The 16,398-nt window shown below is 68.2% G+C and carries 12 protein-coding genes, 1 tRNA gene and 1 pseudogene; 2 read left to right on the top strand and 12 right to left on the bottom strand.

Features of this window, described 5'->3' with window-relative positions; genetic code table 11:
- Positions 1-84: 84 nt before the first annotated feature.
- The 4 genes from AB0D53_RS17255 to AB0D53_RS17240 all read right to left on the bottom strand — a co-directional run bounded on the left by AB0D53_RS17255 (position 85) and on the right by AB0D53_RS17240 (position 5,325).
- The gene (locus AB0D53_RS17255; RefSeq protein ID WP_362446669.1) at positions 85-276 is read right to left on the bottom strand and encodes a superinfection immunity protein; all 192 of its coding nucleotides are present in this window, start codon (positions 274-276) and stop codon (positions 85-87) included.
- A gap of 312 nt (positions 277-588) precedes the next feature.
- Positions 589-1,230, bottom strand: coding sequence for a helix-turn-helix domain-containing protein (locus AB0D53_RS17250; RefSeq protein ID WP_124723277.1), 642 nt, complete (start codon positions 1,228-1,230; stop codon positions 589-591).
- A gap of 335 nt (positions 1,231-1,565) precedes the next feature.
- Complete coding sequence (locus AB0D53_RS17245; protein WP_362446666.1) at positions 1,566-3,536, bottom strand: hypothetical protein; 1,971 nt, start codon at positions 3,534-3,536, stop codon at positions 1,566-1,568.
- Between the two features lie 175 nt (positions 3,537-3,711).
- A complete protein-coding gene (locus tag AB0D53_RS17240; RefSeq protein WP_362446663.1) occupies positions 3,712-5,325 on the bottom strand; it encodes a hypothetical protein in 1,614 nt (537 codons plus the stop codon).
- 285 nt (positions 5,326-5,610) lie between these two features.
- Between AB0D53_RS17240 and AB0D53_RS17235 the strand changes: the two genes are divergently transcribed.
- On the top strand, positions 5,611-6,141 hold the full coding sequence (locus tag AB0D53_RS17235) for a hypothetical protein (protein WP_362446660.1): 531 nt from the start codon (positions 5,611-5,613) through the stop codon (positions 6,139-6,141).
- A gap of 272 nt (positions 6,142-6,413) precedes the next feature.
- Here AB0D53_RS17235 and AB0D53_RS17230 read toward each other — a convergent pair whose 3' ends face one another.
- The 4 genes from AB0D53_RS17230 to AB0D53_RS17215 form a co-directional block, all read right to left on the bottom strand.
- The gene (locus AB0D53_RS17230; protein WP_362446657.1) at positions 6,414-8,195 is read right to left on the bottom strand and encodes a DEAD/DEAH box helicase; all 1,782 of its coding nucleotides are present in this window, start codon (positions 8,193-8,195) and stop codon (positions 6,414-6,416) included.
- A 163-nt stretch (positions 8,196-8,358) separates the two neighbouring features.
- On the bottom strand, positions 8,359-8,727 hold the full coding sequence (locus AB0D53_RS17225) for a type II toxin-antitoxin system death-on-curing family toxin (RefSeq protein ID WP_093900268.1): 369 nt from the start codon (positions 8,725-8,727) through the stop codon (positions 8,359-8,361).
- Positions 8,727-8,924 carry an Arc family DNA-binding protein gene (locus tag AB0D53_RS17220; protein ID WP_362446654.1) on the bottom strand — a complete coding sequence of 66 codons (198 nt, stop codon included), beginning with the start codon at positions 8,922-8,924 and terminating at the stop codon, positions 8,727-8,729. Before AB0D53_RS17220 ends, AB0D53_RS17225 begins: the two co-directional genes overlap by 1 nt.
- A 32-nt stretch (positions 8,925-8,956) precedes the next feature.
- Entirely contained in the window at positions 8,957-10,450 is a 1,494-nt protein-coding gene (locus tag AB0D53_RS17215; RefSeq protein ID WP_362446651.1) for an MFS transporter, read from the bottom strand.
- Between the two features lie 186 nt (positions 10,451-10,636).
- Between AB0D53_RS17215 and AB0D53_RS17210 the strand changes: the two genes are divergently transcribed.
- Positions 10,637-10,711: transfer RNA gene (locus tag AB0D53_RS17210), tRNA-Cys, on the top strand.
- Positions 10,712-10,815: 104 nt separating this feature from the next.
- Here AB0D53_RS17210 and AB0D53_RS17205 read toward each other — a convergent pair.
- From AB0D53_RS17205 to AB0D53_RS17190, 4 genes and pseudogenes are all read right to left on the bottom strand, one after another.
- Positions 10,816-11,430 carry a hypothetical protein gene (locus AB0D53_RS17205; RefSeq protein WP_362447074.1) on the bottom strand — a complete coding sequence of 205 codons (615 nt, stop codon included), beginning with the start codon at positions 11,428-11,430 and terminating at the stop codon, positions 10,816-10,818.
- An 87-nt stretch (positions 11,431-11,517) separates the two neighbouring features.
- Positions 11,518-12,606: pseudogene (locus tag AB0D53_RS17200) on the bottom strand (hypothetical protein); the annotation flags it as partial.
- A 274-nt stretch (positions 12,607-12,880) separates the two neighbouring features.
- The gene (gene mycP, locus AB0D53_RS17195; RefSeq protein ID WP_362446648.1) at positions 12,881-14,170 is read right to left on the bottom strand and encodes a type VII secretion-associated serine protease mycosin; all 1,290 of its coding nucleotides are present in this window, start codon (positions 14,168-14,170) and stop codon (positions 12,881-12,883) included.
- A gap of 1,620 nt (positions 14,171-15,790) precedes the next feature.
- Positions 15,791-16,258: a hypothetical protein gene (locus AB0D53_RS17190; protein WP_362446645.1), complete on the bottom strand. Its 468-nt coding sequence runs from the start codon at positions 16,256-16,258 to the stop codon at positions 15,791-15,793.
- Positions 16,259-16,398: the final 140 nt, after the last annotated feature.

Genomic DNA, 16,398 nt, shown 5'->3' with positions numbered 1-16,398 from the left:
AACCGGCCCGGCCCAGACGCACGGGCCGGGCGCCCCGTACGCCGACCCCGGCCGTGATCCGCCGAACAGGCCCTGTGGGCGTTCCTACGGCGTCCGCCGACGGCTTCCCATCGACATGGCCAGGGCGACCACCCAGCCGATGAACGTCCAGCCGAGGAACAGATTGATCACGAACACCGAGCCGGTGTTCACCCCGCGCCCCGCGGCGATCATGAAGGGCAGGAAGTACACGACGATGCCCAGGATGACGAGAAGCAGGAAAACAGAACCATCCATCCGGACCCCCCGAAATGGTCACGCGCTCCGGTCAAGGCGTGAGCCCGGAAAACATACGGCCCGGCCGGGCGCCCGCGAAGACATGAACCGGCCAGAATCCGCCCCGGATATCGGTAATCGGTCCGCGACCGGCCCCGCGGGGACCGCTCGGCCCGGCGACACTCCGGGCCCATCGGTTCTCCGGGCCCATCGGTTTCCCGGGCGGCCGGTTTCCCAGTCGGGCGGTTTCCGAGCCGGGCGATTTCCGAGCCGGGCGATTTCCCAGCCGGGCGGTTTCCCAGTCGGCCGGTTGCCCCGCCGGCCGATGGCCCTCTATCGGAGCGCGTCCGCCACTTCGCGGGCCGCGTCCACCACGCGGGGCCCGACGCGCTCGGGTACGGAGTCCGCGAGCATCACCACACCCACGCTGCCCTCGACCCCGGTCACCCCCACCAGAGCCGCCGCGGCCCCGCTCGCCCCGGCCTCCAGCTCGCCGTGGGTGAGGGTGAAGGCGGTCTCGCCGACCGGTTTCTGGCGGGCGGCGAGGATCGCGCGGCCCGCGGCACCCCGGTCCAGCGGGTGGCGGAAGCCGGCCCGGTAGGCCACGTGGTAATCGGTCCAGGTCGGCTCGACGACCGCGACGGCCAGCGCGTCGCTGCCGTCGACCAGCGTGAGGTGGGCGGTGGCCCCGATGTCCTCGGCGAGCGAGCGCAGCGCGGGCAGCGCGGCCTCGCGCACGAGCGGGTGCACCTGACGGCCCAGGCGCAGCACGCCCAGGCCCACTCTGGCCCGGCCGCCCAAGTCGCGGCGGACCAGGGCGTGTTGCTCCAGGGTGGCGAGCAGGCGGTAGACCACGGTCCGGTTGACCCCGAGTTTGTTGGACAATTCGGTGACGGTCAGACCGTGGTCGGTGTCGGCAAGCAGTTTGAGGACCCTCAGGCCCCGGTCGAGCGTCTGGGAGGTTTCCGCGGTCACGACGCCCTCTCCTCTTTGATGAGCGGCAGCGGCTGGTTCCCACGGAATGTGCGCCGCCGGTCCCAGCGGCGACGCACGGAGAGGCCGCCGGCCTAACCAGGCACCGGCTGCGCCCCGGAGCGGCTCTGCCACGGGGCGTTCATTTTTTGGGACAGTAGCGAGCGAGTCCGCTCAGCGGAAGGCCTCGTCCAGAATCCGGGCGTCGCCGGAACGGGAGTTGGCTTGAAGCAGCATAAGTGCCGGTCAGCGCGGCGTCGGCCGGATCCCGGAGGTCTACGCGCGTCCAGGTCGGCCGACGCCTTCACGGCACTTCACGCACCGGAAGTGAACTGTCGTCAACTCACGGTGAATGTCTGCTGCACAATTTTTCCGTTCACGAGCACCTCACAGGCCCGGATCGACTTCGTCGCCGGGTCACGGACGGTGAAGTCGAGGGCGAAAGTGCCGTCGAGTCCGACGATCCGGGTGACATACGGGTCGGCGGTCTGCTTCCCGTCCGCGGTGCGGCCCGTCACCGAGACCGTGGCGACGGGGGCGAATCCCCGTCCGGTCACCTGGACCGCCGTGCCGACGGGCCCCTCGGGCGGCGAGAGCGCGAAGGACGGTCCGGCGGGGGCGGTTCCGTCCTTCACGGTGAACGCCGCCGTCTCGGTGCGCGGGTTGACGAGTACCTCCCGGACCCGGATGGCGACGGTGTCGGTGGCGTTGACCGTGAAGGTCTGCGAGAACGCCCCGTCCAGCCCCACCACCTTGGTCTTCGCCGGGTCGGACGTCTGCGAGCCGTCGGCCCGCAGCCCGACGATGGACACGGTCGCGACCTTCGCGAAGCCCTGCCCGACGACGGTGACCGCCGTGCCCTTCGGTCCGGCCGAGGGGGTGAGCACGATGAAGGACGGGGCGACGGTCAGCGGTGTGAGGGCCTGCACTCCCCCGGCGGTGACCTGGAGCGCGTACACGGCACGCGGGGTGGATCCGGCCACGGTGACCGTGCCGGCGAGTGTGCCGTCGGCGCCGATCCGGAGGGTGGAGCCGCTGATCCGGGCACTGTCGCAGGACCCGCCGTCGGCGGCGCAGAGCGCGGCGGTGGGCGTGGTGCCGGACGGCCAGTCACCACCGGAGAGGGCGATCGTCCCGCCCGGCTTGACCTTCGCCGCGCCCGCGGAGAGCGTCGCGGAGGCGTCGGTCACGGTGAACGGTGTGGTGAGCACAGTGGCCGGATCGTTGCCCTCGTCGACCTGGATGGCGGCGATGGCCGGATCGGAGACGGTGAACTCGGCACTGAACGTGCCGTCGGGGGTGCTCTTCACATAGACGGCGGTGTCGTCGAGCGTCGCCCCGCTCGCGTCCAGGCCGACGGTGTTGATCCACCGGTCCTGGAAGTAGTTGCTGCCGGTGACGGAGATGACGCTGCCGACCGGCGCACCGGAGCGGGAGAGCGCGATGGCCCGCGGCCCGGCGGGGACGAAGGCCTTGACCGTCAGGGGCGCGGTCGCCTCCTTCGTACCGTCGCCGACCTTCACCAGGTACGAACCGTCGGGCACGGTGCCGGCGGCGGCGAGCACCGCGCTGCCGCTCAGTTCCCCGGAGCCGCTGATGGAGAGAGTGCTGGAGACGAACTTGGCGGGATCGCAGCCGCCGCCGTCCGCCGCGCACAGCGACGGTACGGGGGTGGCGCCCGCGGTCCACAGGCTGCCGGACAGGGTGACGGCTGTGGACGGCCGGACGGCGGTGGCGGGCGCGGTCAGGGTGGCCGGATGGCCCGCGGTGCCCTCGGCGGTCACCGTGCCGATGGAGCCGCCGCCGCTCACCACGTCGCACGGGGTCTCGTAGGTGGATCCGAGCACCTTCGTACGCGTCAGATTGCGTACCGGGGTGAAGGAGATCGGGCCGCTCGCGTCGGCGGGGATGATGAAGTCCCCTTCGTACGGCGGGATTTCGATGGGCTTGCCGGACGGGATGTCGAGGTTGACCTGGGGGCCGGTGACGGTGACCGTGCCGGTGGCGCCGCCGGACATGGCGAAGTCGATGCTGGGGGTGGTGGGTACGTCGCTCAGGCTGAGGCCGCTGGTGGCGGGGGACGGGCCGAGGGTGACCTTGGCGTGGACCTTGCCGCCCGGGTCGACGATCGACGGCGACAGGTCGACGCTCATCTGCTGCGGCCCGGTCGCCTCGCCCTGACCGGCGGGCAGGGTGCAGTGGACGGTCGGGGTGACGGTGCCGGCCTGGGCGGCGGGCGCGAGCACGAAGGTGCCGCCGGTCCAGACGAGCACGGCCCCGGCGGTGAGGGCCACGGCACGGCGTAACACCGCACCCGGTCTTCCGGTTCTTCTCGATTGCCGAGCGGGCATGTCGCTCCTCCATGGGTGTCGTCCGCGGCCGGGACGCGGCTGCGGGAATTCTCCGAATTCGGAATGGCGACGCCCGCCCGCTCCGATGCGAAATGGAGCGGGCGGGCGCCTCCGGAGTTATTCGTCTCCGTGCTCAGAGAAGGGTCAGGGTGAGAGTCGCGCTGTAATCTCCGGGCCGGGTGAATCCGGGAACGGTGAGGGTGAGATCGGCATCGGCGTCGAACCGGCCGCCGGTGAACGGACGTGAGCCGTCCGGGTCCATCCGGCAGAGGCTCGCCGCTCCGCTCCCGAGCGCGGCGGGCGATCCGGCCACCGGCACCCCGACGCTGCCGTTCTGCGCCGTGCACCTGGGCGTCCAGCGGACGGCGTCGGCCGGGATGGTGCCGCCGTCGGCGCTGGTGAAGCCGGTGAGGGTGGCGGTCAGGGACCAGCCGCTGTCGACGCCGCGGGCGTCCTCCACCTCGACCCGGTTGAGCCGGGAGCGCTGCACACCGCTGCCGGCGCCCAGGACCGTCGTGCCGAAGTCGACGGTGTCGCCGTCCTGGACCATGGACAGGGTTCCGGCCCTGACCGAGGTGTTCAGCGTCTGGTCGGCGCTGCCGCCTCCTCCCTCGCCGGTGGAGACGGTGAACGGGGCGGTCCGTACGGTCGCCGGGTCGTTGCCCTCGTCCGCCTGGACGGCGACGACGGCCTCGGAGACCACGGTGAACTCGACGGAGAAGGTGCCGTCCGGACCGCTCTTGACGTAGACCGCGCTGTCGTCGAGCCCGGTGCCCGAGGCGTCGAGGCCGATGACATTGATCCAGCGGTCCGGGTTGTAGTTCTTGCCGCTGACCGTGATCACGCTGCCGACCGGGCCGCTGCTCCGGGACAGCGAGATCTCGCGGTCGCCGGCCGCGACGGCCCTGACGGTGAGCGGGGCCGTGGCCTCCTTCGTGCCGTCGTTGACCTTCACCTCGTACGTGCCGTCCGGCACGGCGCCGGCCTCCGCGAGGGTGGCCGTGCCGTTCAGCGTCCCGTCACCGCCGATGGTGAGCGTGTTGCCGGCGAACTTCAGCGGATCGCAGCCGCCTCCGCCCACCGCGCAGAGCGAGGGCACCGGAGTACCGCCCGGCGTCCAGCCCGAACCCCCCAGCGTCACAGCGGTGTTGGGGCGCACGGGGTCGGCGGGCGCGGTCAGGGTGGCGGGCTCGGAGCCGGTGCCCTCCACCGTGACCGTACCGATGGCGGCCCCGCCGTCGACGACGTCGCAGGGCGTCTCGAAGACCGAGCCGAGCACCTTGGTCTGCGTCAGCGTACGGACCGGGGTGAAGGAGATGTCTCCGGAGGCGTTCGCGGGGACCAGGAAGTCGCCCTCGTACGGCGGGAGTTCGATGGGGGTGCCGGACGGGATGTCCATGGTGAACTCGGCGCCGCGCACCGTGACGGTACCGGTGGCGCCGCCGGACATGGCGAAGTCGATGCTGGGGATGGTCGGCACGTCCTCCAGGGCGAGGCCGCTGGTGGCGGGCGACGGGCCCAGGGTGACCTTGGCGTGGACCTTGCCGCCCGGGGCGACGACCGCGGGCGACAGTTCGACGGTCATCTCCTGCGGCCCGGTCGCCTCGCCCTGACCCGCGGGCAGGATGCAGTGGACGGTCGGGGTGACCGTACCGGCGGCCCGCCCGCCCGCCGACGGTGCGGCCTGGGCGCTCGCCCCGGCGCAGCTCAGCGACATCACGAAGCAGGCAGCGAGCAACCCGGTCACGCCGGGTCTTCGTCGTCGTATCACCAGACACCCCTCCATGGCCCATTGATTGCGCACATTGAGGAGGCCGGGTGCCAAGAAGTCAAGAGAGAACCGATTGATCCTTATCTGAAATGCCCGAAAAGCATTTCCATGGGAATTTCAAGTGCCCCTGCGGACATCTCTTGACTTCTCCGAAGATCACCGTTTCACTGCTGCCGACATGCCGGGCCCGGCACGCAGATCCACTTCTCCAGTTCTTCGGTGAATCTGCGGAATTCAGAACCGGAAGGAGTTCCCCCCGTCATGTCGTCGAATCGAAGACACATCCCCGTGGTGCTGGTCGCGGCCTGTTCCGTGGCCGGCGCGCTCGCCCTGGCCCCGACGGCCCAGGCCGTGGCTCCGCTCACCGCGACGGCCACGTACGACTGCGGCGCCTGGGGCAGCGGTCTCGCCACCCTGACCGCCGCCGACTCGGGCACGTCCAAGACCATCAAGGTCACGTCCAGCGCGATCACCATGCCGGCCGGTACCAGCGCCGACCCGAACAGCATCACGACGACGCTCAAGCTCACCAAGACCTCGGGCGGCGTCACCAGTCAGGTGCAGTTCTCCGGGAAGACCAACCCCGGCATGAGCGGCGGCAGCCCGATCACCCTGGGTCCGCTGAAGCTCACCTCCGGCACCCTGGCGGCGGGTGACAGCACGAACTCCGTGGTGCTGCCCACTCCCCCGAGCGCCACCAACTGGTCACTGCAGATCGTGGCCTCGTCCCCGACCTCGGCCACGGTTCCGTGTGTGGCCACGACGAACCAGTCCGCGCCGTTCGTCTGGTAGCCGCGCGGTTCCTCCGGTAGTTCGCACCGTTCACCCGGTGACCGCGCGGTTCCTCCGGTAGTCCGCACCGCTCGTCCGGCAGCCGCGCGGTTCTTCCGGCGCTCCGCACCGTCCGTCGGGCAGCCGCGCGGTTCCCGCGACAGTCCGCACCGTCCGTCCGGCAACCACGTCGTTCCTCCGACAGTCGCGCCACCCGCATCCGCACGCACGACACCGGCCCGGGGCAGGGACCGCAGTCCCCGCCCCGGGCCGGCATCCGCATGCCCGACGGCTCACGTCATACGGGTGGCCCACTCCTGGACCTTCTTGATCCGCTGCTGGATCTGCCCGGCCGTGGCCTCCGCGCTCGGCGGCCCGCCGCACACCCGCCGCAGCTCGGTGTGGATCACCCCGTGCGGCTTGCCGCTCTGGTGCGTGTAGGCCGAAACCATCGTGTTGAGCTGCTTGCGCAGCCCGAGCAGCTGCTTGTGCGTGACCACCGGCCGCGCGTCGGCCGGCTTCTCCAGCAGATCGGCCTCCTCGGCCGGCCGCTGGCGGCTGTGCGCGATCTGCCGGGACTGCCGCTTCTGGAGCAGCAGCTGCACCTGGTCGGGCTCCAGCAGCCCGGGAATCCCCAGGTAGTCCTGCTCCTCCTCGCTGCCGGGGTGCGCCTGCATGCCGAACTCGGCACCGTCGTACAGCACCCGGTCGAAGACCGCGTCGGATTCGAGGGCCTCGAAGGGCAGCTGCTCCTCGGTCTCCTCGTCCTCCAGCTTCTCGGCGTCGGCGAGGAGCTTGTCCTCCTCGGCGAACGGGTTCTCCTCGTCGCTGCCCTTCTTGGGCTTGTCGAGGACGTGGTCCCGCTCGACCTCCATCTCGTTGGCGAAGTCGAGCAGCATCGGAATGGTCGGTACGAAGACGGAAGCGGTCTCGCCGCGCCTGCGCGAGCGCACGAAACGCCCGACGGCCTGCGCGAAGAACAGCGGCGTGGAGATGGTGGTCGCGTACACGCCCACGGCGAGGCGCGGTACGTCGACGCCCTCCGACACCATGCGGACCGCGACCATCCAGCGCGACCCGTCCTCGCTGAACTGGTCGATCCTCTTCGAGGCGGCCTTCTCGTCGGAGAGGACCACGGTGGCCTTCTCGCCGGTGACGCGCTTGAGGATCTTGGCGTACTCGCGCGCCGATTCCTGGTCGGTGGCGATGACCAGCCCGCCCGCGTCCGGAATGCCCTTGCGCACCTCGGTCAGCCGCTTGTCGGCGGCGCTCAGCACATTGGGGATCCACTCGCCGGTGGGCGCCAGGGCGGTGCGCCAGGCCTGCCCGATGGCGTCCTTGGTCATCGGCTCGCCGAGCCGGGCGGCGATCTCGTCACCGGCCTTGGTGCGCCAGCGCATGTTGCCGCTGTAGCTGAGGAAGATCACGGGCCGGACGACACCGTCGGCGAGCGCGTTGCCGTAGCCGTAGGTGTAGTCGGCCGAGGAGCGCCGGATGCCGTCGTTGCCCTCCTCGTACACGACGAAGGGGATCGGGTTGGTGTCGGACCGGAACGGCGTACCGGTGAGCGCGAGCCGCCGGGTGGCCGGGTCGAACGCCTCCTGGCACGCCTCGCCCCAGGACTTCGAGTCACCGGCGTGGTGGATCTCGTCGAGGATCACGAGGGTCTTGCGCTGCTCGCAGCGGTTGCGGTGCAGCATCGGCCGTACGCCGACGCCCGCGTAGGTGACCGCGACGCCGTCGTACTCCTTGCTGAGCGGGCCCGCGCTGTAGTCGGGGTCGAGCTTGATGCCTATCCGGGCCGCTGCCTCGGCCCACTGCTTCTTCAGGTGCTCGGTCGGCGCGACGACGGTGACCTGCTGCACGACGTGGTGGTGCAGCAGCCATGACGCGAGGGTCAGCGCGAAGGTGGTCTTCCCCGCGCCGGGGGTGGCGACCGCGAGGAAGTCGCGCGGCTGCTCCTGGATGTACTTCTCCATGGCGCCCTGCTGCCAGGCTCGCAGCTTGCCGGCCGTGCCCCAGGGGGCGCGGCCGGGAAAGGCGGGTGAGAGGTGGTGGGAGGCGGTAGTAGTCACGGTCTCCGGTTCGGGTCTCTCGGGTACGTGGGGCGCTGTCCGCACGGCCGGGACGGACCCGCACGCGATACGACAACCGGGCCACCTTACCGGGGGGCCGGGCGGAACCCCGTACGGACGAGCGGTGGTTCGGCCCCGCTGAGACCCTCTTCACAGAACAGCGTCACGCGGCGAACCGAGGGAGCCTTTCCGCGATCCTGGGCATGTCGAGGGCCCCTTGGCAGACGTCCAGCACGAACTTCTCGGCCTCGTCGACATCGAAGTCCGCGCTCAGCCGATGCCCGTTGATATGCAGGAAGACCCAGGTGGCATACCAGGCGATGCGCTTGTTGCCATCGACGAGCGCATGGTTGCGCGCCAGGGACTCCATGAGCGCCGCGGCCTTCTGCCACACGTCCGGATAGGCGTCCTGGCCGAACACGCTCGCCTGCGGGCGGGCGAGTGCCGAATCGAGCAGCCCGTAGTCGCGCACCTCGGCGGCCCCGAGGCGCTCGGCGAGGTTGAGCAGCTCGGGAAGTGTCAGGTACTTCATCAGGCGAGCCTCCGGTTGAGCTCCTCACTCACCTTCAGCACGTGGTCCGCAGCCTCGTCGAAGAGGCGCGAGTGTTCGTTCATGGCGGAGATCACCGCGTCGTGGGCGAACGACTGCATGCTCCGCCCCTCCGACTCGGCGCGCGCACGCAGTGCGTCCAGCTCTTCTTCGGTGAACCGCAGATTCAGACCAGCCATATAGGGATGGTACCGCGCGGTACCACGCGGTACTAAGGCTTTGCCCGTACCCGCCCCGCCACCCACGCCCCCACCAGCGCCACTCCCGCCATCGGCAGGAAGACCACCGCGAAGGCACCCGGATGGGACCCGGAGGCCCCCGCCTGCACCGCGTCGTGCACGGCTCCCACCGTCCCGCCGCCGAGTGCGGCGAAGGCCGCCCCGCCCGCGGCGAGCAGCAGGACGTTGGACAGCCCGTCGGAGATCTGAAGGGCGGCCGAGTTCGCCCCCGCCTCCTCCGGTGCCGAGAGCTTCAGCAGCAGCACGCTCGTCGATGCGATCACCATGCCCATGCCGAAACACCCGAAGGCCCAGGCAACGGCCACGGTCCATACCGGCACCGCGTCGATCAGCACGGACGGCGCGGCCGCGATCGCCGCGGCGACCAGCACCATGCCGCCCACCATCAGGCGCTCCCGGTGCGGCTCCAGGCGCGGCCGGGACTGCACGTACGAACCGAGGGCCCAGGTCCCGCCCCCGGCCGCGAGCGAGAGCCCGGCCATCGTCGGACTCAGCCCGCGCTGGGTCACCAGCATCAGCGGTACGAACGACTCGGCCGCGATGAACGACCCGGCCGCCACCCCGCGCAGCAGCACCACCGACGGCAGCCCGCGCGCCGCCCGGCCGGTCCCCGGGGGCAGCAGCCCCCGCACGGCGGGCACGAGCAGTGCGACACCCACGGCGGTCGGCAGCAGCGCGAACCAGTTCAGCTCCTGCCCGGCGTACTGGAGCAGCGCCGCCCCCAGCGAGATCCCGAGCGCGAGCATGATGCGCCGCCGGTCGTACGGCTCGACGGGCGCCGAGGGATCGGCCGGCCCGGACGCCCGCCGCCGGATCGCGGGCAGCGCGAGCGCCAGCGGGAACACCACGAGGACGGGGATGCCGGTGAAGACCCACCGCCACCCCAGGTGCTCGGTCACGGTCCCGGAGGCCAGCGGCCCGACGACCGACGGGATCACCCAGCTCGCGGCGAAGGCGGCCAGGATCGACGGCTGCAGCCGCTTCGGGTAGGCCCGGCTGATCACGACGTACAACGCCACGATCACCAGCCCGCCGCCGAGCCCCTGGACGGCCCGCCCCGCGACGAAGACCCACATGCTCCCGGCGGTCCCGCAGAGCAGCAGCCCCGCGGCGAACGCGCTGATCCCGGTGGCGAGCGGCCCCAGCGGACCGCGCCGGTCCGCCCACTGCCCGGAGAGCACCATGGCGAAGAGGCTGGTCGTGAAGTACGCGGAGAACGCGAACGCGTACAGCGGGATGCCGTGCAGCTCGCGCGCGGCGACCGGCATCGCGGTCCCCACGGCGGTCGCCTCGAAGGCGATCAGGAACACGACGGAGACGATGCCGACGCTGAGCGCCCGGTAGGTCCGCCCGAGCACCCCTTCCCCGGCTCCGGACTCGGCGGACGGCGTGGTCCCGTCCGGCGCATCCGCGTCGACGTCGGTGCCGGTCTCGACACCGGCGTCTCGTGGTTCCAGGGCACTCATGAGCCCAAGAGTAAGGGGCGAGATCCCATATGAGCCCTGTCCCGGGACGGTCCTGTGGTCCTCCGTTGGTCGTAGGACCACGACACCGTTCGTGAACGCGGTGTGGCAGTCGCATTGCACCCCGCCCCGTGCTCTTGAACGGCCGGGACACCCGGCCCTACGGTCGGACCACGACGAGGAACACACGGCCGTGTGCCCGAGTGGTTCAGGGGCTCGACTGCAACTCGAGTTACACCGGTTCGAATCCGGTCACGGCCTCCACGGACAAAGCCGCCCGGCCCGGGAACGTTCCGGGGCGGGCGGCTTTTCGACGCGTGCCACGGTGCCCCAGTAACCTTTCGAAGTCCGGCCGACGTGCCTGCCCGCTAAAAAATCCGCGGCGTCAGATCCGCCTTCTCCGGCAGGCCGCCATCGTTCTCACACTGCAACTTCTTGGCCACGGCAAGGGACGCGGCATGCATAATCTCCATGTTGGCGTCGAAATGCTCGGGCGTACTCCGCGCGGTGGCCTTCGGGTGGTAGAAACGGCCACTGACACGCAGCGGGCGTTCCTTCGACCCTTCGATCTGGGGGCTTACGCACTCGAAATAGAGGGAGGCCCCCCGAGGAGCCGCCTGAGACCTCTTCCCCAGTGTGTAATAGTGCCCATCCTTCGCATAGGGATCATTCAAATCCTGCGGTGCGTACATATCGAAGCTGATCCTCGATTTGTCCGCCAGCGCACCTCTCTTCGGGGACAGCGTGCACAGCTCGCCCCCTGCAGCCCAGCGGTGCCCCGATGTGTAACCGGTCTTGAGCCCCTCAACTACCCGGTCGTAACCCTTCGTCCCCGTCCAGGCGAACGACGTCGCGCCCGTGACGGACTCCACCTTCTTCGCCAAAGGCCCTTGGAACAGGGCATCACACACCTCCTCCGCACCAACGTAATCCGGCGTCTTCTCCTCGCCGCCGCACCCAACCGCACCGGCACCCACAGCCATCACCAAGCCTGTGATGCACCATGCCCGCCTGAACTGCCCCGCCCTCATATGACTCACCTTCGCACTCCGTCCTGCACCATTCCTGGCTCAGCCCCCTGTCTCGGGATCATTGCCCTGCTGGTCCTCACGGTCGTTGCCCACCGCGTACCCAAGCCTCATCGATTCCTTCAAGTCCTGACGGAAAGTGGTGTCGGAAGCGGTCGTATGCCGATCCAGGAACCCTTCCATGGGTGACTCAGCCATGGACTCGCCAGAACGGAACACCTTGGTTTTCTCCTCACGGGTGAGTTCCTCGACCTTTTCCTTGTGCTCATCCACGGACTGGTCCGAAATGTTTCCGATGAACTGACCGACGACATGCTCCACAGCTCCGCTGGCCGTATCGCTGCCCAAAGTAATGAGCGTCGCCGCTGCCCCCACAGCAGCGACCTCGGGCAAGAAGGCAACACCAGCGGCTATTCCCACACCGGCACCGAACTCGACCCAGCCAGAACGCGCGGCCACAGCCTTCTCGTAGTCTTCTTGATCCTTCATATGGGATGCCACGACCTGATCCGCACGGGATTGGTCGAGCATTCCCTGCACCTCGGCACCGGTGCTCACCACTGCTCGTGCCCCACCAGTGTTGATCTGGCCGTTCGAATCCACTTGACGCTCCAACATGCCAGAGGTGTAGATCTGTTCGGCGTTAGAAACCGTGGCGTATGCATCCGGATGTTGGCCCAGGGCGCTGAGAAATTGACGGGCGATGGGCCTTCCCTTGTCGTCGTCGAGATCAGAAAAGTCCAGGTGCCCTGCGGGGTTCCTGCCTGGAGCGAAGACGCTCTCCCCATCGTTCTTCTCAAGCGACCAGTTGATGTCGTCGATGTACCCAGCGCCCATGACCCCAAGGCTGTCGGCCATCGCTTCCTGCTTTTTGAGCAGGCCTGCATCCGAGCCGTACTTCTCCATGACATCCCGCATGACGTCGGCGTTGCCCGCGTCCCGTTCGACGTCGGCGTTCGGACTGTCGTACGGGTATCCGAGGGTCGCCGCCTCCAGTGCATGTCCGAGCGCGTCCGGCATGTAGCCGAGCGACCTCCCCTGTTCCTTCGGGTCAAGCGAGTCAACATCCCCGAAGGACTCCCACTTCTCGTTCCCGAAGAAGTCGAGGTAGTTGTCGATGGCTACGCCATCGAAAAAGAACGCTCCCGCGGCTGTAATCCCTCTGCCTTCGGCCCGCCGAAGTGCCCTTGCATCTCCTTCAAATAGGCCATCGCGGAGTTCACGGCACAACTGGTGCCCACACTGGTGGAGATTTTGCCAATGATGCCGATGTCCAGGGATGCGGTGAGACCCATCAGCACCCTGGTCCTGGTCCGTGGCGTGTCCTTGTCGCGGAATTGACAATGACGCCCCAGAAGCCCCGTCGTTCCCAGTATCACTGTGCCAACTCAAGGAATAGGCACGCCTACCGAGTAGGGCCTTCGTAGGGCGGATTGGAACTGGGAGGAGCAGCGGGATGGGGGCCGAAGGACGGAGGCATGGGTTGATACTGAGGCTGAGACAGTGGTTGCTGGTAGGGGTTGGGGGACGGGGGCTGATGCGGGTACGCGGGTGGGACAGTTGCGGCAGCGGACTTGCGGCGGCGGGAGCGGACGGCCAGGGCTGCCACCACTGCGCAGATGACCACGACCACACCAGCGCCTAGTCCGCCCCATAGAGCTGTGTTACTGCCGCTGTCACCGGAAGCGGGGGCTGCCTCGGCCGACTTGTCGACGTCCGCCGAACCTCCGGCCGCCTTGGAAGGCTTGTCTGAAGGCCTGGGACTCGGCCTCTCGGCTGCCGCGAGGTCGGGGAGCGGGTACACGTCGGGCGGGCCGGGGTCACCTGGGGTCTTGAGTGCGATGCGGGGGCGGACAATGCCGTAGCCGACATAGTTGTTGCGCTTGGCACCGCTGGTCGGGGCGCCGGCCGTGTTCAGCATGACGCGGAGGACCTGATTGTTGGTCCAGTCGGGATGCTTGGCCCAGATGAGGGCAGCAGAAGCGGAAACCAGGGCAGTGGCATCGCTGGTTCCGCTCGTCTTGCACAACTGAGTTCCGCCCGTACAGGGATGAACCATGTCGATTCCGGGTGCCGTGAGGTCGATCTGCGGCCCATGCTGGGACTCGTCAGTTTTCTTCGAGTCGTGACCAATAGCACCCACGCCAACTACCCCTGGCGTTCCGGAGGGATACGCAACCGTGTTTGCTCCGTCACCACTGTTTCCTGCAGCAGCAAAGATCAACGCCCCGCTATCAAGTGCGAATTTGACAGCATCTGCGAGTGCCTGCGATCCCGCCTGCGCGCCCAAAGAAATATTGATGACTTTTGCGCCATGCTCAACCGCATACCGAATCGCCACGGGAGCAACTCTGTTGAACTTTGCGTCCCCCTCCGCCTGGGTTGCCCCGACTCCGGAATCAGGCATACGGACCGGCAGAATCTTCGCTCCCGGCGCAAGTCCGAACGCACCGTTCCCTCCGTTGCTCCGACCCGTCCCTGCGATCAGCCCAGCCATGCTCGTGCCGTGACCGTCATAGTCGGTGTGCTCGTCGCCCTTGATGTCCGGCTCCAGGTTCCTTCCTTCGAGAACCTGCCCTACAAGATCGGGATTCTTCGGGTCCACACCACTGTCGAGCACAGCAACGACGACACCTTTGCCCGTGCTCGTTTTCCACATCTCGTCTGCCTTCATGGCATCGAGATGCCATTGCATGGAACGTGTGGAGTCAGCAAATGCGGGCACAACAGAACCACCTACCAGGAGTAGGCCCAGGGCAGCCGCCATCGCGGATCGCCGTCGTGTCAGTCCTTTGCTCCTGATGGGCATACGAGTCCTTCGTGAGTTGACTGCTATCAGTCGATAACGGGCGGCACAACGCGTCGGCCACCTTGCTGCCAGGTCTCATCGTCTTCGACCAGGTAATCCGGCCGATCAGCGTTCTCATCTCGCCCTGTCGTGTGCGCCCCAGAGCCTTTGCGTATCGATCCTTCTGAGGCCCCGCCCCTCACCAAACCGGACCCTCCGGCAGTGAACGGGCGTGAAGTCCCTTGACCCTGCTGTTGGCGACCGCCAACCACGCCACCCGCTTCCCCGGCCAGCCGACGGCTGCTGCCGCCTGTGCTCGAAGGGACCCCAGGACCGACGCCACCGCCCATGCCTGGGGTGCGCCCCATTGGCGCTGTGCTGTGAGTGTTCTCGCTACCGATGACCGTTCCACGAGGGATACCAACGGAGGAGCGCCCTGGTCCTGGGGGTACAACGCGGCCACCAGTGATCCCGTTGGGCCCAGGGGCACGACCCACCGGCCCGGGGCCCAACGGAGTCACCCCTGGAGCAGACACTGACGGACGTGGCGGACCTGTCGTTCTGCCTCCTCCACTTGTGCTGCGTGGTGCGGAGGGGCTGATGTTGGGAGCTGGCGGAACGATGACCGGCGTCAGCGAGGGAAGGCTGTCAGGTCTTGACCCGGTTGGCGGCACTACTGGATTCGCGACCAGCGAAGGCGGAGTATCCGCCAGCCTGGCCACTCCATCGATCCCCATGTCCACCGGACCTGGCATCGAGGGTGGCGCCATGCGGGAAAAGGCGCCCACGCTACTGGCGGGCGCAGCCAGGTCGGTTACTGCTCGCGCTCGGTGCCCTGGCTCAATGGCGTAGCCCGTGTCGCTGGCGATAGGTCCTTCCCCAGGCCCAATGTGTTCGCCCTGTCGCCCGTCGTATCTCTCGTCAACCTGCGGAGCAATCACTTGTGGCATCGCCGGGAACACTGGCTTCTCCAGGGCCTTCATCTGCGATGAAGAGAAAGCATACGTATCCGCCAGCCTCCGCATCTGTGAGGCTGCCTCTTGGCGACTGTTCTCCCTGTCCGCGACCAGCGTCTCCGCGGACTTCTTCGCCACCGCTGACGCATCAGGGTCGTTTCGCGCGGCGAGAGCAGCCTCCAGGTTCGCCTGTGCACCGGCATGTGTCCGCGGAATGGACGCCTGCACCGACGCGATCGCCGTCGAAGTTTCAGCAAGCCACTTGGATGCACCTTCGCTGTAATCCCCCAGGCGCAGCGTCGCATTGGCCAGATCTGCACTCCATGTACGGAATGCATCGGCTCCTTTACCCTTCCACTCCACCCACTGTGGACGGACCTTCAGGTCCTCGGCGATCTTATGGATCTCCGATGCCGCGCTCCGAAGTCGATCCGCCGCCCCCCGGATCTCACCGCTGTTGGCCGTGTCCAGCCACTCCAGCATCTGCTCGTGGCTCATGCCGTCAAAAATCGAGCTCACGTCGCTGCCTCTCCCGTCCACGTAGTCCCCGTGCAGGCAAGTTCGCCACTCATCACGTGCCGGCACCGCCGGACGTATCCTCCGACGGGTTCGTCGGCCTCTCCGGCCGATCTGAATGCTCCTCAGCCTGCTTCGCTGCTGTGGCCTGCTCGGCATCGTGGTGGGCATTCGTGCTGCCCTGGATCGCGAGCATGCGGTCTCGCACGTCCAAGTCGACGTTCTCGTAACCCTTGTGGGCTCCCAGGACAGCGATGCTCATGCCCTCGATGGAGTCGGACAGCAGCTGGGACAGCTCCTCCAGCTCCTTGATGACCTTGGAGTACGAGCCGTGCAGAGCATCCGCCTCCGACCACTCGCCCTTGCCCCCGCCGAACCGGTCCCGGCCCATCGTGTCCTCGCCGACCTTTTTCGGGCCGGCCGGTGAGGTCTTGAGGTCGTGGAGGAGTCCGTCGACTCGGTCGCGGAACTTCGTGAACGACGTGAGTTCTGTGACCAGTTCGTTCGCAACACCGGGCGACATCGCCCCGGCAGCTCCCACGGCACCGATGACGTTCCATGAGTATGCGGGCGATTCCGCCCCAGGATCGTTCTGTCCCACAGTGCCCTCCCCCGTTTGGCGACAGCCGACCAGCTCATCGGCTCAGCTTCGAGGTTCACCTT

It is taken from the genome of Streptomyces sp. NPDC048295 (assembly GCF_040652135.1).
In the GTDB taxonomy this organism is placed as follows: domain Bacteria; phylum Actinomycetota; class Actinomycetes; order Streptomycetales; family Streptomycetaceae; genus Streptomyces.
This window is presented reverse-complemented; position numbering and strand designations above follow the sequence as displayed.

Coding starts and splice junctions, on each gene's coding strand:
- AB0D53_RS17190 (WP_362446645.1), bottom strand. CDS start 16,258: ATGTCGCCCGGTGTTGCGAACGAACTGGTCACAGAACTCACGTCGTTC.
- AB0D53_RS17220 (WP_362446654.1), bottom strand. CDS start 8,924: ATGGCTGGTCTGAATCTGCGGTTCACCGAAGAAGAGCTGGACGCACTG.
- AB0D53_RS17255 (WP_362446669.1), bottom strand. CDS start 276: ATGGATGGTTCTGTTTTCCTGCTTCTCGTCATCCTGGGCATCGTCGTG.
- AB0D53_RS17225 (WP_093900268.1), bottom strand. CDS start 8,727: ATGAAGTACCTGACACTTCCCGAGCTGCTCAACCTCGCCGAGCGCCTC.
- AB0D53_RS17205 (WP_362447074.1), bottom strand. CDS start 11,430: ATGGCTGTGGGTGCCGGTGCGGTTGGGTGCGGCGGCGAGGAGAAGACG.
- AB0D53_RS17235 (WP_362446660.1), top strand. CDS start 5,611: ATGTCGTCGAATCGAAGACACATCCCCGTGGTGCTGGTCGCGGCCTGT.
- mycP (WP_362446648.1), bottom strand. CDS start 14,170: ATGCAATGGCATCTCGATGCCATGAAGGCAGACGAGATGTGGAAAACG.
- AB0D53_RS17215 (WP_362446651.1), bottom strand. CDS start 10,450: ATGAGTGCCCTGGAACCACGAGACGCCGGTGTCGAGACCGGCACCGAC.